This is a genomic window from Streptomyces sp. NPDC091376, from assembly GCF_044757085.1.
Classification (GTDB): Bacteria; Actinomycetota; Actinomycetes; order Streptomycetales; family Streptomycetaceae; genus Streptomyces; species Streptomyces pratisoli.
Window position 1 is genome coordinate 830,950 of sequence record NZ_JBIVUF010000001.1, and the last position, 19,184, is coordinate 850,133.

The 19,184-nt window shown below is 71.8% G+C and carries 17 protein-coding genes and 1 pseudogene; 10 read left to right on the forward strand and 8 right to left on the reverse strand.

Translation table 11 applies throughout. From position 1 onward, the window contains the following. Positions 1 to 42: 42 nt before the first annotated feature. On the forward strand, positions 43 to 1,485 hold the full coding sequence (locus ACIQMR_RS03685; RefSeq protein ID WP_401382394.1) for an alkaline phosphatase PhoX: 1,443 nt from the start codon (positions 43 to 45) through the stop codon (positions 1,483 to 1,485). 87 nt (positions 1,486 to 1,572) lie between these two features. Here the strand turns inward: ACIQMR_RS03685 and ACIQMR_RS03690 are convergent, their stop codons facing one another. Further along, complete coding sequence (locus ACIQMR_RS03690) at positions 1,573 to 2,760, reverse strand: TerD family protein (protein ID WP_401382687.1); 1,188 nt, start codon at positions 2,758 to 2,760, stop codon at positions 1,573 to 1,575. A 100-nt stretch (positions 2,761 to 2,860) separates the two neighbouring features. Continuing rightward, positions 2,861 to 3,685 carry an NAD-dependent epimerase/dehydratase family protein gene (locus ACIQMR_RS03695; RefSeq protein WP_401382395.1) on the reverse strand — a complete coding sequence of 275 codons (825 nt, stop codon included), beginning with the start codon at positions 3,683 to 3,685 and terminating at the stop codon, positions 2,861 to 2,863. 244 nt (positions 3,686 to 3,929) lie between these two features. Here ACIQMR_RS03695 and ACIQMR_RS03700 point away from each other — a divergent pair, with 244 nt between their 5' ends. Together ACIQMR_RS03700 and ACIQMR_RS03705 are read left to right on the forward strand one after the other, a co-directional pair. Next, positions 3,930 to 4,880 (forward strand): 5-dehydro-4-deoxyglucarate dehydratase, encoded by a 951-nt coding sequence (locus tag ACIQMR_RS03700; RefSeq protein ID WP_401382397.1) that lies wholly within the window; start codon positions 3,930 to 3,932, stop codon positions 4,878 to 4,880. After that, on the forward strand, positions 4,877 to 6,040 hold the full coding sequence (locus tag ACIQMR_RS03705) for a hypothetical protein (RefSeq protein ID WP_401382400.1): 1,164 nt from the start codon (positions 4,877 to 4,879) through the stop codon (positions 6,038 to 6,040). The genes ACIQMR_RS03700 and ACIQMR_RS03705 overlap by 4 nt, the downstream gene beginning before the upstream one ends. Here ACIQMR_RS03705 and ACIQMR_RS03710 read toward each other — a convergent pair. Then, positions 6,012 to 7,208, reverse strand: a complete 1,197-nt coding sequence (locus ACIQMR_RS03710) for an MFS transporter (RefSeq protein WP_401382403.1) — start codon at positions 7,206 to 7,208, stop codon at positions 6,012 to 6,014. The genes ACIQMR_RS03705 and ACIQMR_RS03710 overlap by 29 nt on opposite strands. Positions 7,209 to 7,387: 179 nt before the next feature. Between ACIQMR_RS03710 and ACIQMR_RS03715 the strand changes: the two genes are divergently transcribed. Together ACIQMR_RS03715 and ACIQMR_RS03720 are read left to right on the forward strand one after the other, a co-directional pair. Next, entirely contained in the window at positions 7,388 to 8,746 is a 1,359-nt protein-coding gene (locus tag ACIQMR_RS03715) for a S28 family serine protease (RefSeq protein ID WP_401382406.1), read from the forward strand. A gap of 119 nt (positions 8,747 to 8,865) precedes the next feature. Continuing rightward, a complete protein-coding gene (locus ACIQMR_RS03720; protein ID WP_401382408.1) occupies positions 8,866 to 10,287 on the forward strand; it encodes an NCS2 family permease in 1,422 nt (473 codons plus the stop codon). A 34-nt stretch (positions 10,288 to 10,321) separates the two neighbouring features. Here ACIQMR_RS03720 and ACIQMR_RS03725 read toward each other — a convergent pair whose 3' ends face one another. The 4 genes from ACIQMR_RS03725 to ACIQMR_RS03740 form a co-directional block, all read right to left on the reverse strand. After that, entirely contained in the window at positions 10,322 to 10,750 is a 429-nt protein-coding gene (locus tag ACIQMR_RS03725; RefSeq protein WP_401382410.1) for a hypothetical protein, read from the reverse strand. Between the two features lie 69 nt (positions 10,751 to 10,819). After that, on the reverse strand, positions 10,820 to 12,268 hold the full coding sequence (locus tag ACIQMR_RS03730; RefSeq protein ID WP_401382413.1) for a peptidoglycan D,D-transpeptidase FtsI family protein: 1,449 nt from the start codon (positions 12,266 to 12,268) through the stop codon (positions 10,820 to 10,822). 83 nt (positions 12,269 to 12,351) lie between these two features. Further along, positions 12,352 to 12,822, reverse strand: coding sequence for a GNAT family N-acetyltransferase (locus ACIQMR_RS03735; protein WP_401382415.1), 471 nt, complete (start codon positions 12,820 to 12,822; stop codon positions 12,352 to 12,354). Continuing rightward, complete coding sequence (locus ACIQMR_RS03740) at positions 12,822 to 13,592, reverse strand: IclR family transcriptional regulator (protein ID WP_401382417.1); 771 nt, start codon at positions 13,590 to 13,592, stop codon at positions 12,822 to 12,824. Before ACIQMR_RS03740 ends, ACIQMR_RS03735 begins: the two co-directional genes overlap by 1 nt. Before the next feature lie 117 nt (positions 13,593 to 13,709). Here ACIQMR_RS03740 and ACIQMR_RS03745 point away from each other — a divergent pair, with 117 nt between their 5' ends. The 5 genes from ACIQMR_RS03745 to ACIQMR_RS03765 all read left to right on the forward strand — a co-directional run bounded on the left by ACIQMR_RS03745 (position 13,710) and on the right by ACIQMR_RS03765 (position 18,429). Beyond that, on the forward strand, positions 13,710 to 15,242 hold the full coding sequence (locus ACIQMR_RS03745; protein WP_401382420.1) for an aldehyde dehydrogenase (NADP(+)): 1,533 nt from the start codon (positions 13,710 to 13,712) through the stop codon (positions 15,240 to 15,242). A 4-nt stretch (positions 15,243 to 15,246) separates the two neighbouring features. Next, positions 15,247 to 15,861: a DUF1349 domain-containing protein gene (locus ACIQMR_RS03750; RefSeq protein WP_401382422.1), complete on the forward strand. Its 615-nt coding sequence runs from the start codon at positions 15,247 to 15,249 to the stop codon at positions 15,859 to 15,861. 100 nt (positions 15,862 to 15,961) lie between these two features. Continuing rightward, positions 15,962 to 16,453, forward strand: a complete 492-nt coding sequence (locus ACIQMR_RS03755) for a GNAT family N-acetyltransferase (protein ID WP_401382424.1) — start codon at positions 15,962 to 15,964, stop codon at positions 16,451 to 16,453. Between the two features lie 95 nt (positions 16,454 to 16,548). Then, entirely contained in the window at positions 16,549 to 17,271 is a 723-nt protein-coding gene (locus ACIQMR_RS03760; protein WP_401382426.1) for a DsbA family oxidoreductase, read from the forward strand. A 111-nt stretch (positions 17,272 to 17,382) separates the two neighbouring features. Then, the gene (locus tag ACIQMR_RS03765) at positions 17,383 to 18,429 is read left to right on the forward strand and encodes an aminotransferase class V-fold PLP-dependent enzyme (protein ID WP_401382429.1); all 1,047 of its coding nucleotides are present in this window, start codon (positions 17,383 to 17,385) and stop codon (positions 18,427 to 18,429) included. A 158-nt stretch (positions 18,430 to 18,587) separates the two neighbouring features. On the opposite strand, the pseudogene ACIQMR_RS03770 reads toward ACIQMR_RS03765, so the two are convergent. Then, positions 18,588 to 19,097, reverse strand: a pseudogene (locus ACIQMR_RS03770) (MarR family winged helix-turn-helix transcriptional regulator); the annotation flags it as partial. Positions 19,098 to 19,184: the final 87 nt, after the last annotated feature.

Consider the following 19,184-nt stretch of genomic DNA (forward strand, 5'->3'; position numbering starts at 1 on the left):
AGACCCCAGGTGCCCGTAGAACCAGCCCCTCAGGAGACTGCGATGCCGCTCACCCGCAGGGAATTCACGAGACAGTCCGCGCTCACCGGCGCGGGCGTCGTCCTCACCGGCGCCGTCGGTGCCCTCGCCACCGCGCCCGGCGCGCTCGCCGCCGAGGACGGCCCGGCGGAGACCGACCGCCACGGCCACCACCACGGCCCCGGCTACGGCCCCCTCCTCCCCGACCCGAAGGGCATCCTCGCCCTCCCCGCCGGGTTCGCCTACCGCATCGTCACCCACAGCGGTGTCACCAAGCTGGAGTCGGGCGAGTTCACCCCCTCCAACCACGACGGCACCGCCGCCTTCGAAGGCCCCCGCGGAGTCACCCTCCTCGTCAACAACCACGAGCTCAAGGGCCCGCGCAAGAACTGGAAGTACCCCGTACCGCTCACGGACGCCCTCGTCTACGACCCCGCCGCGGCCGGCGGCTGCACGGTCGTCGAGACCCACCGCGACGGCCGCACGGCCGAGTGGGTCGGCATCGCCGGCACCTCGCAGAACTGCGCGGGCGGACGCACCCCCTGGGGGACCTGGCTCACCTGCGAGGAGAACGCGGACAAGGCCGGCGAGAACGGCATGACCAAGGACCACGGCTACGTGTTCGAGGTCGACCCCCACGACCGCCGCGCCAACCGCCACCCCATCCCGATCAAGGCATTCGGCCGCTACGAGCACGAGGCCGTCGTCATCGACACCAAGCGCGGCCACGCCTACCTCACCGAAGACGCCTCCGGCCCCAACGGCCTGCTCTACCGCTGGGTCCCGCCGCACGGCTTCCAGCACGGCCGCGGGCGGCTGCGCCACATCCCCGAGGACGCGGGCATCCTGCAGGCGCCCAAGTGCTACGACGCGGGCGGCCGCTTCATCGACGATCTGTCCCGCGCCACCAGGCTCGGCACGGTGTACGGCGTGGACTGGGTCGACGTACCCGACCGCGACGCGAAGACCGTTCCGGTGCGCAAGCAGTTCGCCGACGACGGGATCACCCGCGCCCGCAAGCTCGAAGGCATGTGGTGGGCGGACGGCGGCGCGTACATCGTCTCCTCCTACGCCCGCGACGAGAGCCCGGGGCAGCCGCACGACGGCCAGGTCTGGTTCTACGACCCCCGGCGCCGGACGCTGACCCTCAAGGTGCTGCTCGGTGTGAACGCGGACCCGTCGAAGGACGGCGCGTACGACGGCCCCGACAACATCACCGTCTCACCGTACGGCGGGCTGATCATCGCCGAGGACGGCGAGGGCGTCCAGCACCTCTTCGGCGCGACCGAGCGCGGGCGGACGTACCCGATCGCCCGCAACGAGCTGAACCTCGGCACCGAGGAGGAGCCGGCCTACAGCGAGTTCGCCGGCGTGGTCTTCTCGCCCGACGGACGGACGCTGTTCGCCAGCATCCAGACGCCGGGCATCATGGTCGCCATCACGGGCCCGTGGAAGCGCGCCTGCTGACCACCTGGTCCACGTCCCACGGATGAGGGGCGGCGCCCGGTCGTCCGGGTGCCGCCCCTCCACGTCGGGACGCCTGGGCGTATCGACCTAGAGCGCCTGCGCCGCGGGCTTGACCATGCCGCGGACCGTACGGGACTTCACGAACTCACCGATCGCCGTCATCTCCCACTCGCCGGAGAACTGGCGGATCAGCTTCGCCATCATCACTCCGGTCTGCGGCTCGGCGCCGGTGAGGTCGAAGCGCACCAGCTCCTCGCCGGACGCCGCGTCCATCAGCCGGCAGTAGGCCTTGGCGACCTCGGTGAACTTCTGGCCGGAGAAGGAGTTGACGGTGAAGACCAGGCCCGTGGCGTCGGCGGGCAGGCGGCCGAGGTCCACGACGATCACCTCGTCGTCGCCCGCGCCCTCTCCGGTGAGGTTGTCGCCCGAGTGCTTGATCGCGCCGTTGAGGATGGACAGCTTCCCGAAGTAGCAGCTGTCGAGGTGGTTGCGCTGCGGGCCGTAGGCGATCACGGACGCGTCCAGATCGATGTCCTTGCCGCGGAAGGCGGGCTCCCAGCCGAGGCCCATCTTGACCTGGGAGAGCAGCGGACGGCCGCCCTTGACCAGGGACACGGTCTGGTTCTTCTGGAGACTGACGCGCCCCTTGTCCAGGTTGATCTTGCCGGCGCCGGGCGCGGGCGCCGCCGCGGGTGCCTGAGCCGGGGGAGCGGGTGCGTGGGCCGGGGGAGCGGGCGTCTGGGCCACCGGGGCGGGGGCGGGGGCCGGCGCCGCGGCCGGCTCCTCCTCGACCGAGACACCGAAGTCGGTGGCGATGCCCGCCAGCCCGTTCGCATAGCCCTGGCCGACGGCCCTGGCCTTCCAGGCCCCGTTCCGCAGATAGACCTCGACGATCACCAGGGCGGTCTCGGTGCCCAGCTGCGGCGGGGTGAACGTCGCCAGGACCGATCCGTCGTCCGCGTTCCGGATCGTGGCCGTGGGCTCGATGCCCTGGAAGGTCTGCCCCGCGGCGTCGGGACTGGCCGTGACGACGATCTTCTCGATCCCGGCCGGAACGGCGCCGGTGTCGACGACGATCGCGTCCGGGGCCGTGCCGCCACCGGACCGGTGGGCCACGCCGGGGCCGGCCGGCTGGTTGTAGAAGATGAAGTCGTCGTCGGAGCGCACCTTGCCGTCGGCGGTGAGCAGCAGGCCCGATACGTCGAGCCGCACCGGAGCGGCGACGTCCACCGCCACGCGCGCGGCGGTCAGGGGGATGTTCGAGCCGGGGGTCATAGCTGTCATGCCTGAGGTAACGAGCGACCCGGCTTTGCCGTTCCCTTACCTTCGGCCGAATCGGTCACCGGCCCGCGACGACCGCGTGCGGCACACCGCCTCAGTGCGGCCAGCGGGGCGGATTCGTCACGAACTGTCCGCCCAGATATGCGTGGTCCCGGTTCGCCGGGTCCAGTTCGCCCTGCTCGGCGACGAGCTTCTCCGCGAACTGCTCCGAGTCGTCCTGCGGCTCGAACCCGAGCCCCCGCGCCGTCGACAGGTCCCACCACAGGCGCGTGTTCGCCGAGGAGCCGTACACGACGGTGTGGCCGACGTCCTGTGCGGTGAGCGCCGCGTGGAAGAGGCGGGCGCCGTCGCCCGGGCTCAGCCAGACGGAGAGCATCCGCACGGTGGTGGGCTCCATGAAGCAGGAGCCGATCCTGACGGACACGGTCTCGATGCCGTGCTGGTCCCAGTAGAGCTGGGCGAGGTCCTCGCCGAAGCACTTGGACAGGCCGTAGTAGGTGTCGGGACGGTGGGGCGTGTCGACCGGGATCAGCCCGGCCGCACCGACGGGTGTGCCCTCGCGCGGGCGCGGGGTGAAACCGACGGCGTGGTTGCTCGAGGCGAAGACGACGCGCCGGACACCTTCCGCCCTGGCCGCCTCGTAGAGGTTGTACGTGCCTTCGATGTTGGCGCGGAGGATCTTGTCGAAGGAGGCCTCCAGGGAGATGCCCGCGAGGTGGACGATCGCGTCGACACCCCGGACGGCTTCGCGCAGCGCGTCCCTGTCGGCGAGGTCGGCGGTGATCGCCCCGGGCTCCCCCTCGATCGAGGTCATGTCGAAGAGACGGAGCTCGTAGCCGTACGCGGGCAGCAGTCCCCGCATCAGGGTGCCGAGGCCGCCGGCCGCGCCGGTGAGCAGGAGGGTGCGGGGTGCGGGCATGGATCGGTTCTCCTCGACGCGACTCAGATCGTGGCCTCTAGGCGGCATTCACATGCGTGGACACGCTAAGGAGCGGTCGCGGCACCGTCAAGTGCCGTGCAGAGTGTCAACTACGCCCCTGAGCGACGGTTTCCCCGCTTGACCTCGGCCGAGCGGCTGCCCTAGCGTGAGTTGTTCAGAAATATAGACGCCGATCAGAATGATGCACGAGCTGATGGCTCGGTGCATGGCCAAGGGAGCGCCCGTGACCTCAGCCCCGCTCGCCGCCCGGCTCACCAGCGGCACCGGACCGCTGTTCTTCCCCGTCACCGCCTACGGACCGGACGGCGCTCTCGACCTCGACGCCTTCCGCGCCCATGTGCGCGCCGGGGTCGAGGCCGGAGCCGCGGCGGTCTTCGCCTGCTGCGGCACCGGAGAGTTCCACGCGCTGACCCCGGAGGAGTTCCGCGACTGTGTCGCCGCCGCCGTCGAGGAGACCGCCGGCCGCGTCCCCGTCGTCGCGGGCGCCGGCTACGGCACGGCCCTCGCCGTCCGGTACGCGAGACTCGCCGAGGAGGCGGGCGCCGACGGGATCCTCGCCATGCCGCCGTACCTCGTCGTCGCAGACCAGGCCGGACTGCTGCGCCACTACGCGGCGCTCGCCGCCGCCACCGGGCTCGGCGTCATCGTCTACCAGCGCGACAACGCCGTCTTCACCCCCGAGACCGTCGTCGAACTCGCCAAGGTCGACGGCATCATCGGCCTCAAGGACGGATACGGCGACCTCGATCTGATGCAGCGCATCGTCAGCGCCGTACGCACGGACGCCCCCGGCCGTGACTTCCTCTACTTCAACGGACTGCCCACCGCCGAGCTCACCGGCCTCGCCTACCGCGGCATCGGCATCACCCTCTACTCCTCCGCCGTCTTCTGCTTCGCCCCCGAGATCGCCCTCGCCTTCCACCGCGCGCTCATGAGCGGTGACGACGCGACGGCCGAACGGCTGCTGGACGGCTTCTACCGGCCGCTCGTCGAACTGCGCGCCTCCCGCAACGGTTACGCCGTCTCGCTCGTCAAGGCCGCGGTACGACTGCGCGGACAGGACGTCGGAGAGGTACGGCCGCCGCTGAGCGAGCCGTCCGCCGACCACATCAAGGAACTGGCCGACATCATCGGGCGCGGCTACGCCCTCCTCGGGGACGGAGCCGCCGAATGAGGACCGGCGCCTTCGTCTACCCCTGGGACGTCAACGGCGACCCCGGCGCCGCCGAGCGGATCGCCGGCCTCGGCGTCGGCCAGGTCACCCTCGCCGCCGCCTACCACTCCACCAGGGCCCTCACTCCTCGCCATCCCCGCCACCGCGTCGTCACCGCCGAGCACGCGGCCGTGCTCTACCCGCCGGACGTGAGCCGCTGGGCCGGGCGGACACCGCACCCGTACCCGGCCGGGGCATGGGCGCCCGGCGACGCGTACGGGGAGGCCGCCGAAGCCCTCGCCGCCGCCGGGCTCGACGTGCACACCTGGGTCGTCCTCGCGCACAACTCCCGCCTCGGCTCAGAACATCCCGGCACGTCCGTCGTCAACGCCTACGGGGACCGCTACCCCTGGGCACCCTGCATCGCCCAGCCCGCCGTCCGCGCGTATCTGCTGGACCTCGCCGCGGAGGCGGCGGTCAGGCCGGGGGCGCGCGGCACCGAACTCGAATCCTGCGGCTGGTACGGCCTCGCCCATCTGCACGCCCACGACAAGATCGCGGGCGTCGGACTCGGCGACGCCGCCCAGTACGCGATGTCGCTGTGCTTCTGTCCCGCCTGCGGCGAGGGCTACGCCGCCCGGGGCGTGGAGCCCGGAGCGCTGAGCGCGGCGGTGCGGGAGGCACTGGAGCCGGTGTGGCGGGGGAGCGCGCCCGCCGACATCCCGGTGGAGAAGTTGCTTGGGGCCGAACCGGCCGCGCTCACCCTGGAGTTCCGCACGCGTACCGCCCGCACCCTTCAGGAGGCGGTGGTCGCGGCGGTTCGGGCCGCCGCGCCGGACGGTTTCCAGGTGCTGCTGCACGCCGACCCGGTCGCGTACCACTGCGGTGCCAACGCCGGGGTCGACCCGGCGCACGTCCTGGGCCTCGCCGACGGCGTGGTCGTGCCCTGCACCGGCGGTGCAGGGCTGCTGTCCCCGTTCGCCCGGCACGCCTCGGCCACCTCCGTGATCGCCGCGAACCTCACGGTGGTCGGCGGTATGGGCGGCAGTCCCGGCACCCTCGCGGCCGACGCGGCCGACGCCGCATCGCTCGGTGCGAACGAACTGCGGCTGTACCACGCGGGTCTGGCGTCCGACCAGGATCTGGCGGCGGTCAGGCGAGCGCTGTCCGGCCTCGGCTGAGGCCCGCCAGGGCTGCCGCCGTCACCAGGCCCAGCACCCCGACCGCCACCAGCAGCACCCGTACCTCCACCACCGCGACCAGCCCCGCGCCCAGGGCCAGTGCCAGCGCGTTGGGTACGAACAGGAGGGACTGGGCGGTGGCGGCGGTACGGCCGAGCACCGCGTCCGGTGTCTCGCGCTGTACCGCCGTCGTCGCCGCGACGAGCACACACGGCAGCCCCAGCCCGACCGCTCCGGCGCACACCAGCGCCACCGCGTCGTACGGCAGTGACCGCAGCCCCACCGCCACCGCGAACAGCCCGGTGCCCGCCGCCGCGAACACCCGCTCCGGCAGCCTCCGCAGCAACGGCCCGGCCAGCAGCCCGGCGACCAGGGAACCCGCGCCCTGCACCGCGTACAGCACCCCGACGAACGCCGGGGCGTGCCCGAGCACGCGGTCCACGACCGCGAACAGCAGCGCCCCGTTCAGTCCGGCCAGCAGCATCGTGGCCCCGCCGGCCGCCAGCAGCGGCCGCAGCACGGGGGAGCGCCACAGCGCGCGGGCGACCTCGGCCGTGTCCGCCCACGCGTACCGGGACCGGGCCGGCTTCTCCTCCCGCACCCTGAGCAGCGCGAAGATCCCTGCCGCCAGCGCGAACGTCGCCGCGTCCAGCAGTGCCACCGAGGCCCCGCCGAACCGGGCGAACAGCCCGGCCGCGGCGAGCGGAGCGATCAGTTTCGTGCTCTCGTTCACCGTCATCCGCAGCCCGTTGAGGTCGCCGAGCAGCCGCCGGTCGACGGCGCCCGCCACCAGTGCCGTCTCCGCCGCGTCCTGGACCACCCCGGCGGCCCCGTACACGACGAGGACACCGAACAGCAGCCACACGCGGTCCGCCGAGTCGAGCAGCAGCAGCGCCGGCAGCAGCACCGCCATCGCGGCGTTGACCGCGATCAGCAGCGGCCGTCTGCGCACCCGGTCGGCGAGCGTGCCCAGCAGCGGTCCGGCGAGCGCGGGCGCCCACATCGCGAACACCGTCAGCGCCGCCAGACTGTCCGACCCCGTCAGCGACTTCACCCAGATACCGGAGACCAGCCACATCGCCGTCGTGCCGAACCCCGACACGAGCAGTCCCGACACCCACAGCGCCGCATTGCGGTCCCGCAGCACTCCGACCGTTCCGGCAGCCACCGTCGCTCCCTCCTCAGGTCCCGTCCGTCGGATCCCGCCGATCCCGTCGATCCCGCGGGCATCGTGGCAGCGGCAACCGGTCGGCCGGATGGGGCAGTTGCCGTACTTTCCGGTGCGATGGCTCCCTACGCCGTAACATCCCGCGCACCACCCGTCACTCATGTACGAGGGGAAACACTGTGCGCAACAAGGGGATAACCGCGCTTCTGTGCGCCGGGCTGGTCTCCGGTACGGCGATCCTGGCCGGAGCCGTGCCCGCGTCCGCGGCCGGCCCGGCCGCCTCCGCCAAGGCCGGGGCGAGCGCCGCCGAGGACGTACGCGAACGGCTGGAACGCATCCCGGGCATGACGGTCGTCTCGGTCGTGGACCGTGAGGGACACCCGTACTACACACTGACGTACGCCCAGCCCGTCGATCATCGCAACCCGCGCCGCGGCACCTTCACCCAGCGTCTGACGCTGTGGCACAAGTCCACCGACCGGCCGACCGTGTTCTACACCGGCGGCTACACCCTCCCCACGGGCATCGCTTCCCTCACCCGCCTCATCGACGCCAACCAGATCAGCGTCGAGCACCGCTACTTCGCGGACTCCCGGCCCGCGGGCCCGGCCGGGGACGACTGGTCCAGGATGACGATCCAGCAGGAGGCGAGCGACGAGCACCGCATCACCCAGGCACTGCGTCGTATCGAGAAGGGCAAGTGGCTGGGGACCGGTGGCAGCAAGGGCGGCATGACGGCCACATACCACGAGCGCTTCTATCCGCAGGACCTCGACGCGGTCGTGGCCTTCGTCGCCCCCAACGACGCCGACAACCGGGACGACTCGACCTACGAGCGGTTCTTCCGCACGGTCGGCACCGAGGAGTGCCGGGACGCGCTCAACGCCGTACAGCGCGAGATGCTGGTGCGCCGCGAGCGTCTGCTGCCCAAGTTCGAGGCGGACGCCGTGAAGAACGGCGACACCTTCGAGGAGACTCTCGGCACCACCGACCGGGCCTACGAGTTCGCCGTCCTCGACCAGGTGTGGAACTTCTGGCAGAGCGACACGGCCGAGAACTGCGCCACCGTGCCCGACGCCGAGGCCGTCGGTGACGACGAGCTGTACGAGTGGTCGAAGCAGCACGGCTTCAGCGTCTACCAGGACGAGACGCTCGGCACGAACGGATCCGGGCCCTACTACCGGCAGGCCGCGACCCAGCTCGGCTGGGCCGACCTGAAGTTCAAGCACCTCAAGGACGTGCGCCACCACCCGGACATCTACCAGCCGAACTCGGTGCTGCCCGCGGCGATGCGCGGCTCGTACAGCAACGAGGCCATGGCCGACGTCGACCGCTGGGTCACGACGCGCGGTGAGCGGATGATGTTCATCTACGGCGAGAACGACCCCTGGAGCGCGGAGAAGTTCACCCCGAGCCGCCACGACTCGTACCGCTTCGTCGTCCCGGGGGCGAACCACGGCGCCTCGATCGGCAAGCTGCCCGCCGAGCAGCAGGAGCAGGCGATCGCCACGATCAAGCGGTGGGCCGGGGTGAAGTAACACCCGAGGTCGGGTAACAGCCTGGTCAAGTAACGTGACGAAAACCTGAAAGGCCTCCTCGGCGGGCACAATCCAGCCGTCCGACACCGCGCGGAACCGTCACCCGCCGAGGAGAGCCCATGCCGGAATCACAGCAACGGAACGCTGTCGACCGATACTTCCGAATAAGTGAACGGGGATCGACCTTCGGTCGCGAGGTACGAGGCGGTTTCGCCACGTTCTTCACGATGGCCTATATTCTCGTCCTCAACCCGATCATCCTCGGCGGCGCCGAGGACAAGTTCGGCGCCCATCTCTCCGGGCCCCAACTGGTCACCGTCACCGCCCTCGTGGCGGCCGTGATGACCGCGATCATGGGCCTGGGCGGCAATCTGCCGCTCGCCATCGCGGTCGGGCTCGGCCTCAACGCCGTCGTCGCGTACCAGATCGCGCCGCTGATGAGCTGGCCCGACGCGATGGGTCTGGTGGTCATCGAGGGCGTCGTCATCTGCGTACTCGTCGTCACCGGGCTGCGCGAGGCCGTCATGCACGCCATCCCGCAGCAGCTGAAGCAGGCGATCAGCGTCGGTATCGGACTCTTCATCGCCTTCATCGGCTTCGTCGACGCGGGCTTCGTGACCCGCATCCCCGGCGAGACCGGCTCCGTTCCTGTGCAGCTCGGCGCCCAGGGGCAGCTGTCCGGCTGGCCGGTGCTCGTCTTCTGCCTGGGTGTCCTGCTCACCATCTCGCTGGTCACCCGCAAGGTGCGCGGCGCGATCCTCCTCTCCATCGTCGCCATGACGGTCCTCGCCATCGTCATCAACGAGGTGGCCGACATCGCCCCGCTCGCCTGGGGCCTGACCGTTCCCACCGTCCCCGGGGACGTCGTGGCGGCCCCGGACTTCGGACTCGTCGGCTCCTTCAGCCTCTTCGGAGCCTTCGGTCAGGTCAGTGCCATCACCATCGTCCTGCTCGTCTTCACCCTCGTCCTGAGCGACTTCTTCGACACCATGGGCACGGTCGTCGGCGTCTCCAACGAGGCCGGGCTGCTGGACGAGAAGGGCGACGTCCCGAACCTGGGCCGCGTCCTGCTCATCGACGGCGCGGCGGCCGCGGCGGGCGGCGTGGCCTCCGCCTCCTCCGCCACCTCCTACATCGAATCGGCCGCCGGCGTCGGCGAGGGCGCCCGTACCGGCCTCGCCAGTGTGGTCACGGGCGCTCTCTTCGGACTCGCCCTCTTCCTCACGCCGCTGGCCACGGTCGTCCCCGCCCAGGCCGCCGCCCCCGCGCTGGTCGTGGTGGGCTTCCTGCTGATGACACAGGTCCGCCACATCGACTGGCAGCGGTACGAGATCGCCATCCCCGCGTTCCTGACGATCGCCGTGATGCCCTTCACCTACTCCATCACCAACGGCATCGGCGCCGGATTCCTCGCGTACGTGGTCCTGCAGACGGTGCTCGGCAAGGCGCGCGAGGTGCACTGGCTGCTGTGGGCCACGGCGGGGCTGTTCGCCGTGTACTTCGCCGTCGAACCGATCGAGCAGCTGATCGGCGTCAAGTAGCGCGGCGTCCGCGTGGAGCAGCGCGGCGTCCGTGTCAGGCGGCGCGGCGTCCCGCCTCGTGACGGAGGGCCAGGCCCGTCGCCAGCGCGCCCAGGCCCTCCCACAGGCCCACACCCAGGAAGCCGGAGGGTGCCCGCCCGCTGATCACGGCCACGGTGAAGACCGTGCAGGTCAGCAGGCGGAACGGGACCGTCCAGCGGAAGAAGGGTCTCCAGTCGGAGAGCGCGGCCAGGACGTAGTACACGCCCATGTTGAGCGCCGCCATGGACGAGGCGGTCAGAAAGACCGGTGTGTGGTCGCCTTCCGCGCGCGCCGAGTCCGGTATGGGCTCGAAGCCCATGGCGGTGAGCAGAGTGCCCGGGGCGACCAGCCCCACCACGCCCATGACGGCGGCGAGCGCGCCGAAGACGGCCATGGTCCAGCCGGACGGGGAGCGGGGCAGCAGCTGCACGAAGTCCTCCATGCACACGGTGAGTTGAGGCTTGAACGACCCTGCATACCGTGTGCCCCGCTCCGGTCCGCGACCGGGGGTCTATCCGAGCGCCGCCTTCATCATCTTCTGAGCGATCGGCGCCGCCAGCCCGTTGCCGCTGACCTCGGAGCGTGCCGCCCCGGAGTCCTCGATGATCACCGCGACCGCCACCTCCTTGCCCGTCGATCCGTCCTTGGCGTACGAGGTGAACCAGGCGTACGGCGTCTTGCTGTTGTTCTCGCCGTGCTGGGCCGTGCCCGTCTTGCCGCCCACCTCGGCGCCGCTGATGCGGGCGTTGGTGCCCGTGCCGTCCTCGACGACCGTGACCATGGCGCTGCGCAGCTGCTCCGCCGTGGCCGAGGACACGATCCGCTCGGTGTCGGAGTCCTCGTAGCTCTGCAGCGTGTTGCCGTCCGCGTCGACGACCTTGGAGACCATGTGCGGGGACGCCATGAGGCCATCATTGGCCAGGGCCGCGGACACCATCGCCATCTGCAGCGGGGTGGCCGTGACCTCGAACTGGCCGATGCCCGTCAACGCCGTCTGCGCCGAGTCCATGTTCTCCGGGTACACACTCTTCGAGGCGCGCACGGGAACGTCCTGTTCGGCGTCGTTGAAGCCGAACTTCTCCGCCATGGCCCGGACCTTCTCCTTGCCCAGATCCGCGGCCAACTTCCCGAAGACGTTGTTGCAGGAGTACTGCAGCGCGGTGCGGATCGTGGCGTTGCGACAGGGCGCGGACTTGTTCTCGTTCTCGAGCACGGTCCGGGTGTTCGGGAGCGTGTAGGGCTGGGGGCTGTCGGTCCGTTCGTCCACCGACGAGTAGAGCCCGTCCTCCAGCGCCGCCGCCGCGACCACCAGCTTGAACGTCGAGCCGGGCGGCAGCGGCTGCCGGAGGGCCCGGTTGACCATGGGCTGGTCCTCGTCGCCGGAGAGCCGCTTCCAGGCGTCGCCGTCGGTGGTCCCGCTGATCTTCGACGGATCGTACGACGGGGTGCTCACCACGCCGAGGATCCTGCCGGTGCCGGGATCGATGGCGACCGCCGCGCCCTTGTTGTCGCCGAGCGCCTCGAAACCGGCCTTCTGCACGGCCGGGTCGATGGTGGTGAGCACGTCACCGGACTGCGCCTGCTTTCCGGTGAGCACGTCCAGCGGGTTCTTCAGCCGGTTGTCGGTGCCGTCGAGGACGTCGCTGTAGATGCCCTCCAGCTGCGTGGCGCCGTACGCCTGTGAGCTGTAGCCGGTGACCGGCGCGTACAGCTCGCCGTTCGTGTACGTGCGCTTGTACGCGAGATCGCTGCCCTCCGTTCTCTTCGAGCCCGTGACCGGGGAGCCGGCCACGACGATGTCACCGAGCGGCTGCGCGTACTGCGCGATGGTGTTCCGCCGGTTGTGCTTGTCGTCCGCGAGGGCCTCGGCCTTGTATCCCTGCACCCAGGTGGCCCGCACCAGCAGGGCGAGCACCAGGAGCAGGCTGAAGACCGCGGCGCGCCTGATCGTCTTGTTCATCCCTGAAAAGGACGAGGCGCCCGGAGGCTTCCGTTCCGTTCTGCCGGGATTCTCAGGGAATCCTCATCCGGCACCGTGGGAGATCAGCCGTCGAGCCGGAGGACGAACTCCTCGGTCTCCTCGCCCCGCGCATGGGCGAACCCACGGTCACGGCCCGTGACGGTGAAGCCACACTTGGCCAGGACGCGCAGTGAGCCCGCGTTGTCGGCGGCGGCGCGCGCGTACAGCGGACGTTCCGCCACGAGGACGAGCAGTTCGCGCAGCGCGGCCGTGGCCACCCCGCGTCCCCAGTGGGCACGGTCGATCCAGTACGTCACCTCGCGCTCCCCGGGCGGTCCGTAGACGGCGGCGTGGCCGGCCGGGGCGCCGTCGACGAGCACGGTGCGATTGACGTCGTCCGTGCCGAGGATCCGCTCCCAGTGGGCGTCGAAGCGGGCCCGGTCGCCCGGGTCCTCGGCGGTGAACGCGGCCATGCGGCCGCTTTCGGGGTCCTGCATCAGCGTGAAGAAGTAATCGAGGTCCGGCTTGCGGACCTCGCGCAGGGCGATCCGCATCAGAGCCTCCGGGTGGCGAGGGTGAGCCGGTCCCGCGCGTCGAACAGCGCGTCCTTGATCATCTGCTCGTGTCCCGGCGTCAGCCGGGCCACCGGCACCGAGCAGCTGATCGCGTCCCGCGCCGGGGTGCGGTACGGGATGGCGACGCCGAAGCAGCGCAGCCCGAGCGTGTTCTCCTCGCGGTCCACGGCGTAGCCCTGCTCGCGGATCTGCCGCAGCTCGTCGATGAGCCGCTCCCGGTCGGTGATGGTGTGCTCGGTGAGCGCGGGCAGCGTCTGCGGCAGCATCTTGCGGACCTGCTCGTCGCTGTGGGTGGCCAGCAGTGCCTTGCCCAGCGAGGTGGAGTGCGCGGGCAGCCGGCGACCGACGCGGGTGAAGGGGCGCAGATAGTGCTGCGACTGCCGGGTGGCGAGGTACACGACGTTCGTGCCGTCGAGACGGGCCAGGTGGATCGTCTCGGTGGTGTCGTCCGAGAGCCGGTCCAGCGTGGGCCGGGCCGCCGCGACGACCTCGTCACCGTCGATGTACGACGTGCCGACGAGCAGCGCCCGCACGCCGATCCCGTACCGCGTGCCCGTCGCGTCGGTCTCCACCCAGCCCAGCTCGACCAGGGTGCGCAGCAGCATGTACAGGCTGGACTTGGGGTAGCCGACGGCCTCCTGGACGGCGGCGAGCGAATGCATACCGGGCCGGCCCGCGAAGTACTCGAGCAACTCCACCGTCCGCACCGCGGACTTGACCTGAGCCCCACCCTGCTCGGCAGTTGCCATGGCCCTCCACCCTTCTTGACCGCGCAGAACGCCCGGAAATAGAGTCCCCACGTCATCACACATTCATCATCGGGAACTCTGTTCAGAATACCGAACAACTCCGGGAAGGAAGCCGCGGTGGGAGCAGCACCAGTCTGGAGTGTGGACCCCCGAACCGGGAAGCCGCGTGAGCAGGTTGCGGTCGAGGCCACAGCAGAGGAGGTCGACCGGGCGGTACGGGCCGCGGACGCCGCACGGCCCGCCCTCGCCGACCGTACGGTCCGCGCGGCCCTCCTGCGCACCGCCGCGGACCTCCTCGACGAGGCGGGCGAGCACGTCATCGAGGCGGCCGACGCCGAGACCGCCCTCGGTCCGGTGCGGCTGACCGGAGAACTCGCCAGGACCACCGCCCAGTTGCGGGCCTTCGCCGACGTCGTCGAGGAAGGTGCCTTCCTCGACATCCGCATCGACCACGCCGACGCCGGACGCACCCCTCCGTGGCCCGATCTGCGCCGCTGGAAGATCCCGCTCGGTGTCGTCGCCGTCTACTCCGCGAGCAACTTCCCGCTCGCCTTCTCCGTGCCGGGCGGGGACACCGCGAGCGCCCTCGCCGCGGGCTGCCCCGTCGTCGTCAAGGCCCACCCGGACCATCCGGCCACCTCCGAGCTGTGCGCGGCGGTGCTGCGCAGGGCCGCCCAGCAGGTCGGGCTGCCCGAGGACGTCGTCGCCCTGGTCCACGGCTTCGACGCGGGTGTGGAACTCGTACGCCACCCGCTGGTCGCGGCCGCCGGTTTCACCGGTTCGGTACGCGGCGGGCGCGCCCTCTTCGACGCGGCCGCCGCCCGTCCCGCGCCCATCCCCTTCCACGGTGAACTCGGCTCCCTCAACCCGGTGGTGATCACCGAGGCCGCGGCCGCCGAACGCGCGGAGGCCATCGGCAACGGCCTGGCCGGCTCGATGACCCTGGGGGAGGGGCAGTTCTGCACCAAGCCCGGATTCGTCCTCGCCCCCGAGGGCGACGCGGGCGACCGGCTGCTGAAGTCGCTGACGGCGGCGGTGAGCGAGACCGAGCCCGGCGTCATGCTCGACCACCGGATGCGGGACGCGTTCGTCGCCGGCGTCACCGAGCGGGCCGCGCTCGACGGCGTCGAGGCACCCGTCACCCCCGGCGCGGGAGGGGAGCACACCGTCAGCGCGGGCTTCCTGACCGTACCCGCGCGGCGGCTGGCCGCCGAAGGGGCGCACGATCTGCTGCTGGAGGAGTGCTTCGGCCCGGTGACCGTCGTCGCCCGCTACGCCGCCACCGACGAGATCGGGGCCGTCCTCGCCCGGCTGCCCGGCAATCTCACCGCCACGCTGCACATCTCCGAGGACGAGGCGGCCGGCCCCGCGGCGGAGCTGCTCGCCTCGCTGACCCCGCTCGCCGGCCGGGTCCTCGTCGACGGCTGGCCGACCGGAGTCGCCGTCGCCCCCGCCCAGCACCACGGCGGCCCCTACCCGGCCACGACCTCCACCTCGACCTCGGTCGGCGGCACCGCGATCGAGCGCTGGCTGCGCCCGGTCACCTACCAGTCGACGCCGCCCGCGCTGCTCCCGGCCGAGCTGCGCGACGAGAACCCGCTCGGGCTTCCGCGCCGGGTCGACGGGCGCCCGGAGGGTCTGGAAGGCTGACCGTGTGACCGACGAGATCGACCTGCCCGAACTGCCCTTCCCGCTGCGTCCGTACGGCCCCGACGCCGACTGGTCGTACGAGAACGGGATGCTCACCGGCTGGGCGGGCGCGCGGCAGGACCGTTTCGTGCCGCCCACCGGCGAGGCACTGGACCCGGCCTCCGACGCACCACGCCTGCTCGGTGCGCCGGAGGGCGACTTCCAGCTGATCGCGCGGGTCAAGGTCGGGTTCGGTGCCGCCTTCGACGCGGGCGTGCTCTACCTCCACGTCGCCGAGCGGGAATGGGCCAAGCTCTGTCTGGAGCTGTCCCCGGACCGGCCGACGATCTGCACCGTCGTCACCCGGGGCCACTCCGACGACGCCAACTCCTTCGTCCTGGAGGGCGACAGCGCCTGGCTGCGGATCAGCCGCACCGGCGGCGCCTTCGCCTTCCACGCCTCGCCCGACGGGGAGCGCTGGACCTTCGTCCGGATCTTCACCCTCGGCACCCGGGATCAGGCGGACGCCGCACTCGTCGGCTTCATGGCCCAGTCCCCGGTCGGCGAGGGCTGCGTCGTCACCTTCGACCGCGTCGAGTTCCGGCCGGCCTGGCCGGAGGGCCTGCGAGACGGGTCCTGACCCCGGCCGCCTCTCCGCCGGCGACGGGTCGACCGCCCACGGCGGGCCGCGGTGGCGCGGCCCGGCAACCGCCGCTCCGGTCGGCCGCGTCCTGACCGGCATGATCCTTCCTGCCGGGATACGCCCGGCCGTACCCGCCGACCTCGACGCCATCACGCCGCTGCACGCCGAGGCCCGTGCCACCTACTACCGGGGCCGGATACCGGACCACCTCTTCGACAGCGCCGCCGAGCACGCCAGGACCGGCGAAGGCTGGGCACGCGCCGTGGAGCGCGGCGATGTGCTCTGCGCCGTGCTGCCGGACGGAGAGCTCGCGGGCGTGGCCGCGTACCGCGTGGACGGCGAGGGCACCGTGACCCTCACCCAGCTCCACGTCGCTCCCGCCCGCTGGCGCCACGGCATCGGCAGCTCCCTGCACTCCGCGTGCCTCGCCGCCTGGCGCCGCGCGGGCATGAGCACGGCACGCCTGGAGGTGTACGAGCACAACGAACGCGCCCGGGCGTTCTACGCGGCCAGGGGCTGGGCGCCGGATCCGGACGGGCCGCGGGCCGGCGCCCATCTGGTGCTGACGCTGCGGCTGAGCGGGGAATGAAAGCACACGATCACAGGTTGTCGCGCACGCCGGGTGAACCGTGGACGGGCACCCGCACACAACCGAGCACGGCCGAAGAGAGAGAAGTCAGTCCCATGCGCGTCGAGATCTGGAGCGACATCGCCTGCCCCTGGTGCTACGTCGGGAAGGCACGCTTCGAGCAGGGCCTCGCGGCCTTCGCCCACCGCGACGAGATCGAGGTCGTGCACCGCTCCTTCGAACTCGACCCGAGCCGCCCCAAGGGTGAGACCGCTCCCGTGATCGAATCGCTGGCGAAGAAGTACGGCCGCACGGTGGAACAGGCCCGTTCCATGGAGGAGCACGTGGCCACCACCGCCCGCGCCGAGGGGCTCGGGTACCGCACCGACGGCCGCGACGTCGGCAGCACCTTCGACATCCACCGGCTGCTGCATCTCGCCAAGGCCCGCGGCCGCCAGGACGAGCTGCTGGACCTCGCCTACCGGACGAACTTCGCCGAGGAGCGGTCCGTGTTCGACCCGGAGGTCCTGGTCGACCTGGCCGCCCAGGCCGGTCTCGACGCCGACGAGGCCCGTGCGGTGCTCACCGACGAGGACGCGTACGCCGACGACGTACGGGCCGACGAGCGCGAGGCCGCCGAGCTCGGGGCGAGCGCCGTGCCGTTCTTCGTTCTCGACCGCCGTTACGGGGTCTCGGGCGGACAGCCGGCCGAGGTCTTCACCCAGGCCCTGGAGCAGGCCTGGCAGGGCCGCGCACTCGTCCCGGTCAGCACGGCGGACGCGGCCGCCGCGGGCGCCTGCGACACCGACGGCTCGTGCGCGGTCCCGCCGCAGGCGTGATCGCACGGTCCCCGTCGGGGTCCACGGCAGGCTCGGTCGCACGACTCGCACGATTCGTGCGGGCTCCGGCGCAGGCTTGGTCGCACGGTCCGTGCGGGTAGGGGTGGGGACATGGACACCCTGGGTGGCGCCGAGTTCGCGCCGACGTCGACGTATCTGAACACGTCCGGTTGCGGACTGCTGCCGCGCCGTACGGTCGAGGCCGTCAAGCGGCTCGCCGAGGAGATCGCCGACGGCCGCCCCGAAGGCGCGGGCAGCTTCGCGTCCGTGGAGGCCGCCCGCGCGTCCTTCGCCCGCCTCACCGGCGTGTCCGCGGAGCGCGTCGCGGTCGGCGGTTCGGTCGCGGTGCATGTCGCGCTGATCGCGGCCTCGCTGCCCTCCGGTGCCGAAGTCGTCTCTCCGGAAGGGGAGTTCAGCTCCGTGGTCACGCCCTTCGCGGTCCGCGGCGATCTGAAGGTGCGCTACGTGCCGCTCGACGGGATCGCCGCCGCCGTGCGGCCCGGCACCGCGCTGGTCGCCCTGTCCGCCGTGCAGTCCGCGGACGGCCGGATCGCGGACCTGCCGGCGGTACGGGCCTCCGCGGCCGCCCACGGCGCGCGTGTCCTCCTCGACGCCAGCCAGGCCGCGGGGTGGCTGCCGCTGGACGCGGGGGCGTACGACTACACCGTCACCGCCGCCTTCAAGTACCTGCTCTGCCCGCGCGGCGCCTCGTTCCTCACCGTCACCGAGGACGCGCAGGAGTCACTGGTCCCGGCCCACGCGGGCTGGTTCGCGGCCGAGGACCTGGAGGGGAGCAGCTACGGTCCGGTCGAGGAGTTCGCCCGTACCGCCCGGCGCTACGACGAGCCACCGGCGTTCCTCGCGTACCACGGGGCCGAGCAGTCCCTCGCGCTGCTGGAGGAGATCGGGGTCGGGGCGGTCCACGCCCACAACACCGCCCTCGCCGCCCGCTTCCGCGCGGGGCTGACGGAACTCGGACACGCGCCCGTGACCGGTGACTCCGGCATCGTCGCCGTACCCGGTCTCGGCGGGCGGCAGCCGGAACTCACCCGTGCCGGGATCGTCGTCTCGGCCCGCGCGGGCAATCTGCGGGCCTCGTTCCACCTCTACAACACGGTGGCGGACGTGGACAGGGCGCTCGACGCGCTCTCGGACTGAGCGGGCTGCCCCGGCCCGTCCGTCGGCGTGGGCGTCTGTCCCGGCTCGTCCGTCTGCCCCGGCTCGTCCGTCTGCCCCGGCTCGTCCGTCTGCCCCGGCCCGTCCGTCGGCGTAAGCGTCTGCGTCGGTCCGTCCGCTCCTCCCGGGACCTGCCCGGCGCACTCCGCCATGTCCGTGCAGAGGTTTCCCTCGACCTTGGCCAGCAGCCGGGCCAGTTCGGTGCGCTCGGCGGGGTCGAGCCCGGCGAGGGTGTGCTCCTCCAGCGTGCCCCAGGCCCGGCTCACCTCGGTGTACAGCGCGCAGCTGGCCTCCGTGGCCTCGACGAGAACCGCTCGCCGGTCCGCCGGGTCCGGGCAGCGCCTGACGTGCCCGGACTGCTCCAGCCGCTGGAGCATCTTCGTGACGGTGGACGGGTCGAGCTCGCAGACCTTGATGAGCTCCGACTGACGGACCGGCCCGGCGCTCCAGACGTGCATCATCACGATCTCCTGGCCCGGATACAGGCCGGTCTGCTTCAGCAGCCTGCCGGCGGCCATGCGGTGGAGCCGGGCGACCCGTGAGACGGCATGGCTGACCGGGCCGCTGCGGGCGGCCGCGGGCAACCGTTCGTCGCGGCGGGCGTCGGAACAGACGGCGTCGGAACAGACGGGGTCGGCCTCCGGTCTCATCGGGCCTCCTCGGGGTGCTTCCGGCGGATGCCGGGGGATCGGTCCGACCGTCCCACACATCCTTGTCCACAGATTACCTTGGTCGGC

Excerpts from the sequence above, each read along its gene's own strand:
- ACIQMR_RS03695 (WP_401382395.1), bottom strand. The coding sequence starts at position 3,685 with ATGCCCGCACCCCGCACCCTCCTGCTCACCGGCGCGGCCGGCGGCCTC.
- ACIQMR_RS03755 (WP_401382424.1), top strand. The coding sequence starts at position 15,962 with ATGATCCTTCCTGCCGGGATACGCCCGGCCGTACCCGCCGACCTCGAC.
- ACIQMR_RS03690 (WP_401382687.1), bottom strand. The coding sequence starts at position 2,760 with ATGACCCCCGGCTCGAACATCCCCCTGACCGCCGCGCGCGTGGCGGTG.
- ACIQMR_RS03735 (WP_401382415.1), bottom strand. The coding sequence starts at position 12,822 with ATGCGGATCGCCCTGCGCGAGGTCCGCAAGCCGGACCTCGATTACTTC.
- ACIQMR_RS03725 (WP_401382410.1), bottom strand. The coding sequence starts at position 10,750 with ATGGAGGACTTCGTGCAGCTGCTGCCCCGCTCCCCGTCCGGCTGGACC.
- ACIQMR_RS03730 (WP_401382413.1), bottom strand. The coding sequence starts at position 12,268 with ATGAACAAGACGATCAGGCGCGCCGCGGTCTTCAGCCTGCTCCTGGTG.
- ACIQMR_RS03740 (WP_401382417.1), bottom strand. The coding sequence starts at position 13,592 with ATGGCAACTGCCGAGCAGGGTGGGGCTCAGGTCAAGTCCGCGGTGCGG.
- ACIQMR_RS03720 (WP_401382408.1), top strand. The coding sequence starts at position 8,866 with ATGCCGGAATCACAGCAACGGAACGCTGTCGACCGATACTTCCGAATA.
- ACIQMR_RS03705 (WP_401382400.1), top strand. The coding sequence starts at position 4,877 with ATGAGGACCGGCGCCTTCGTCTACCCCTGGGACGTCAACGGCGACCCC.
- ACIQMR_RS03760 (WP_401382426.1), top strand. The coding sequence starts at position 16,549 with ATGCGCGTCGAGATCTGGAGCGACATCGCCTGCCCCTGGTGCTACGTC.
- ACIQMR_RS03765 (WP_401382429.1), top strand. The coding sequence starts at position 17,383 with ATGGACACCCTGGGTGGCGCCGAGTTCGCGCCGACGTCGACGTATCTG.
- ACIQMR_RS03685 (WP_401382394.1), top strand. The coding sequence starts at position 43 with ATGCCGCTCACCCGCAGGGAATTCACGAGACAGTCCGCGCTCACCGGC.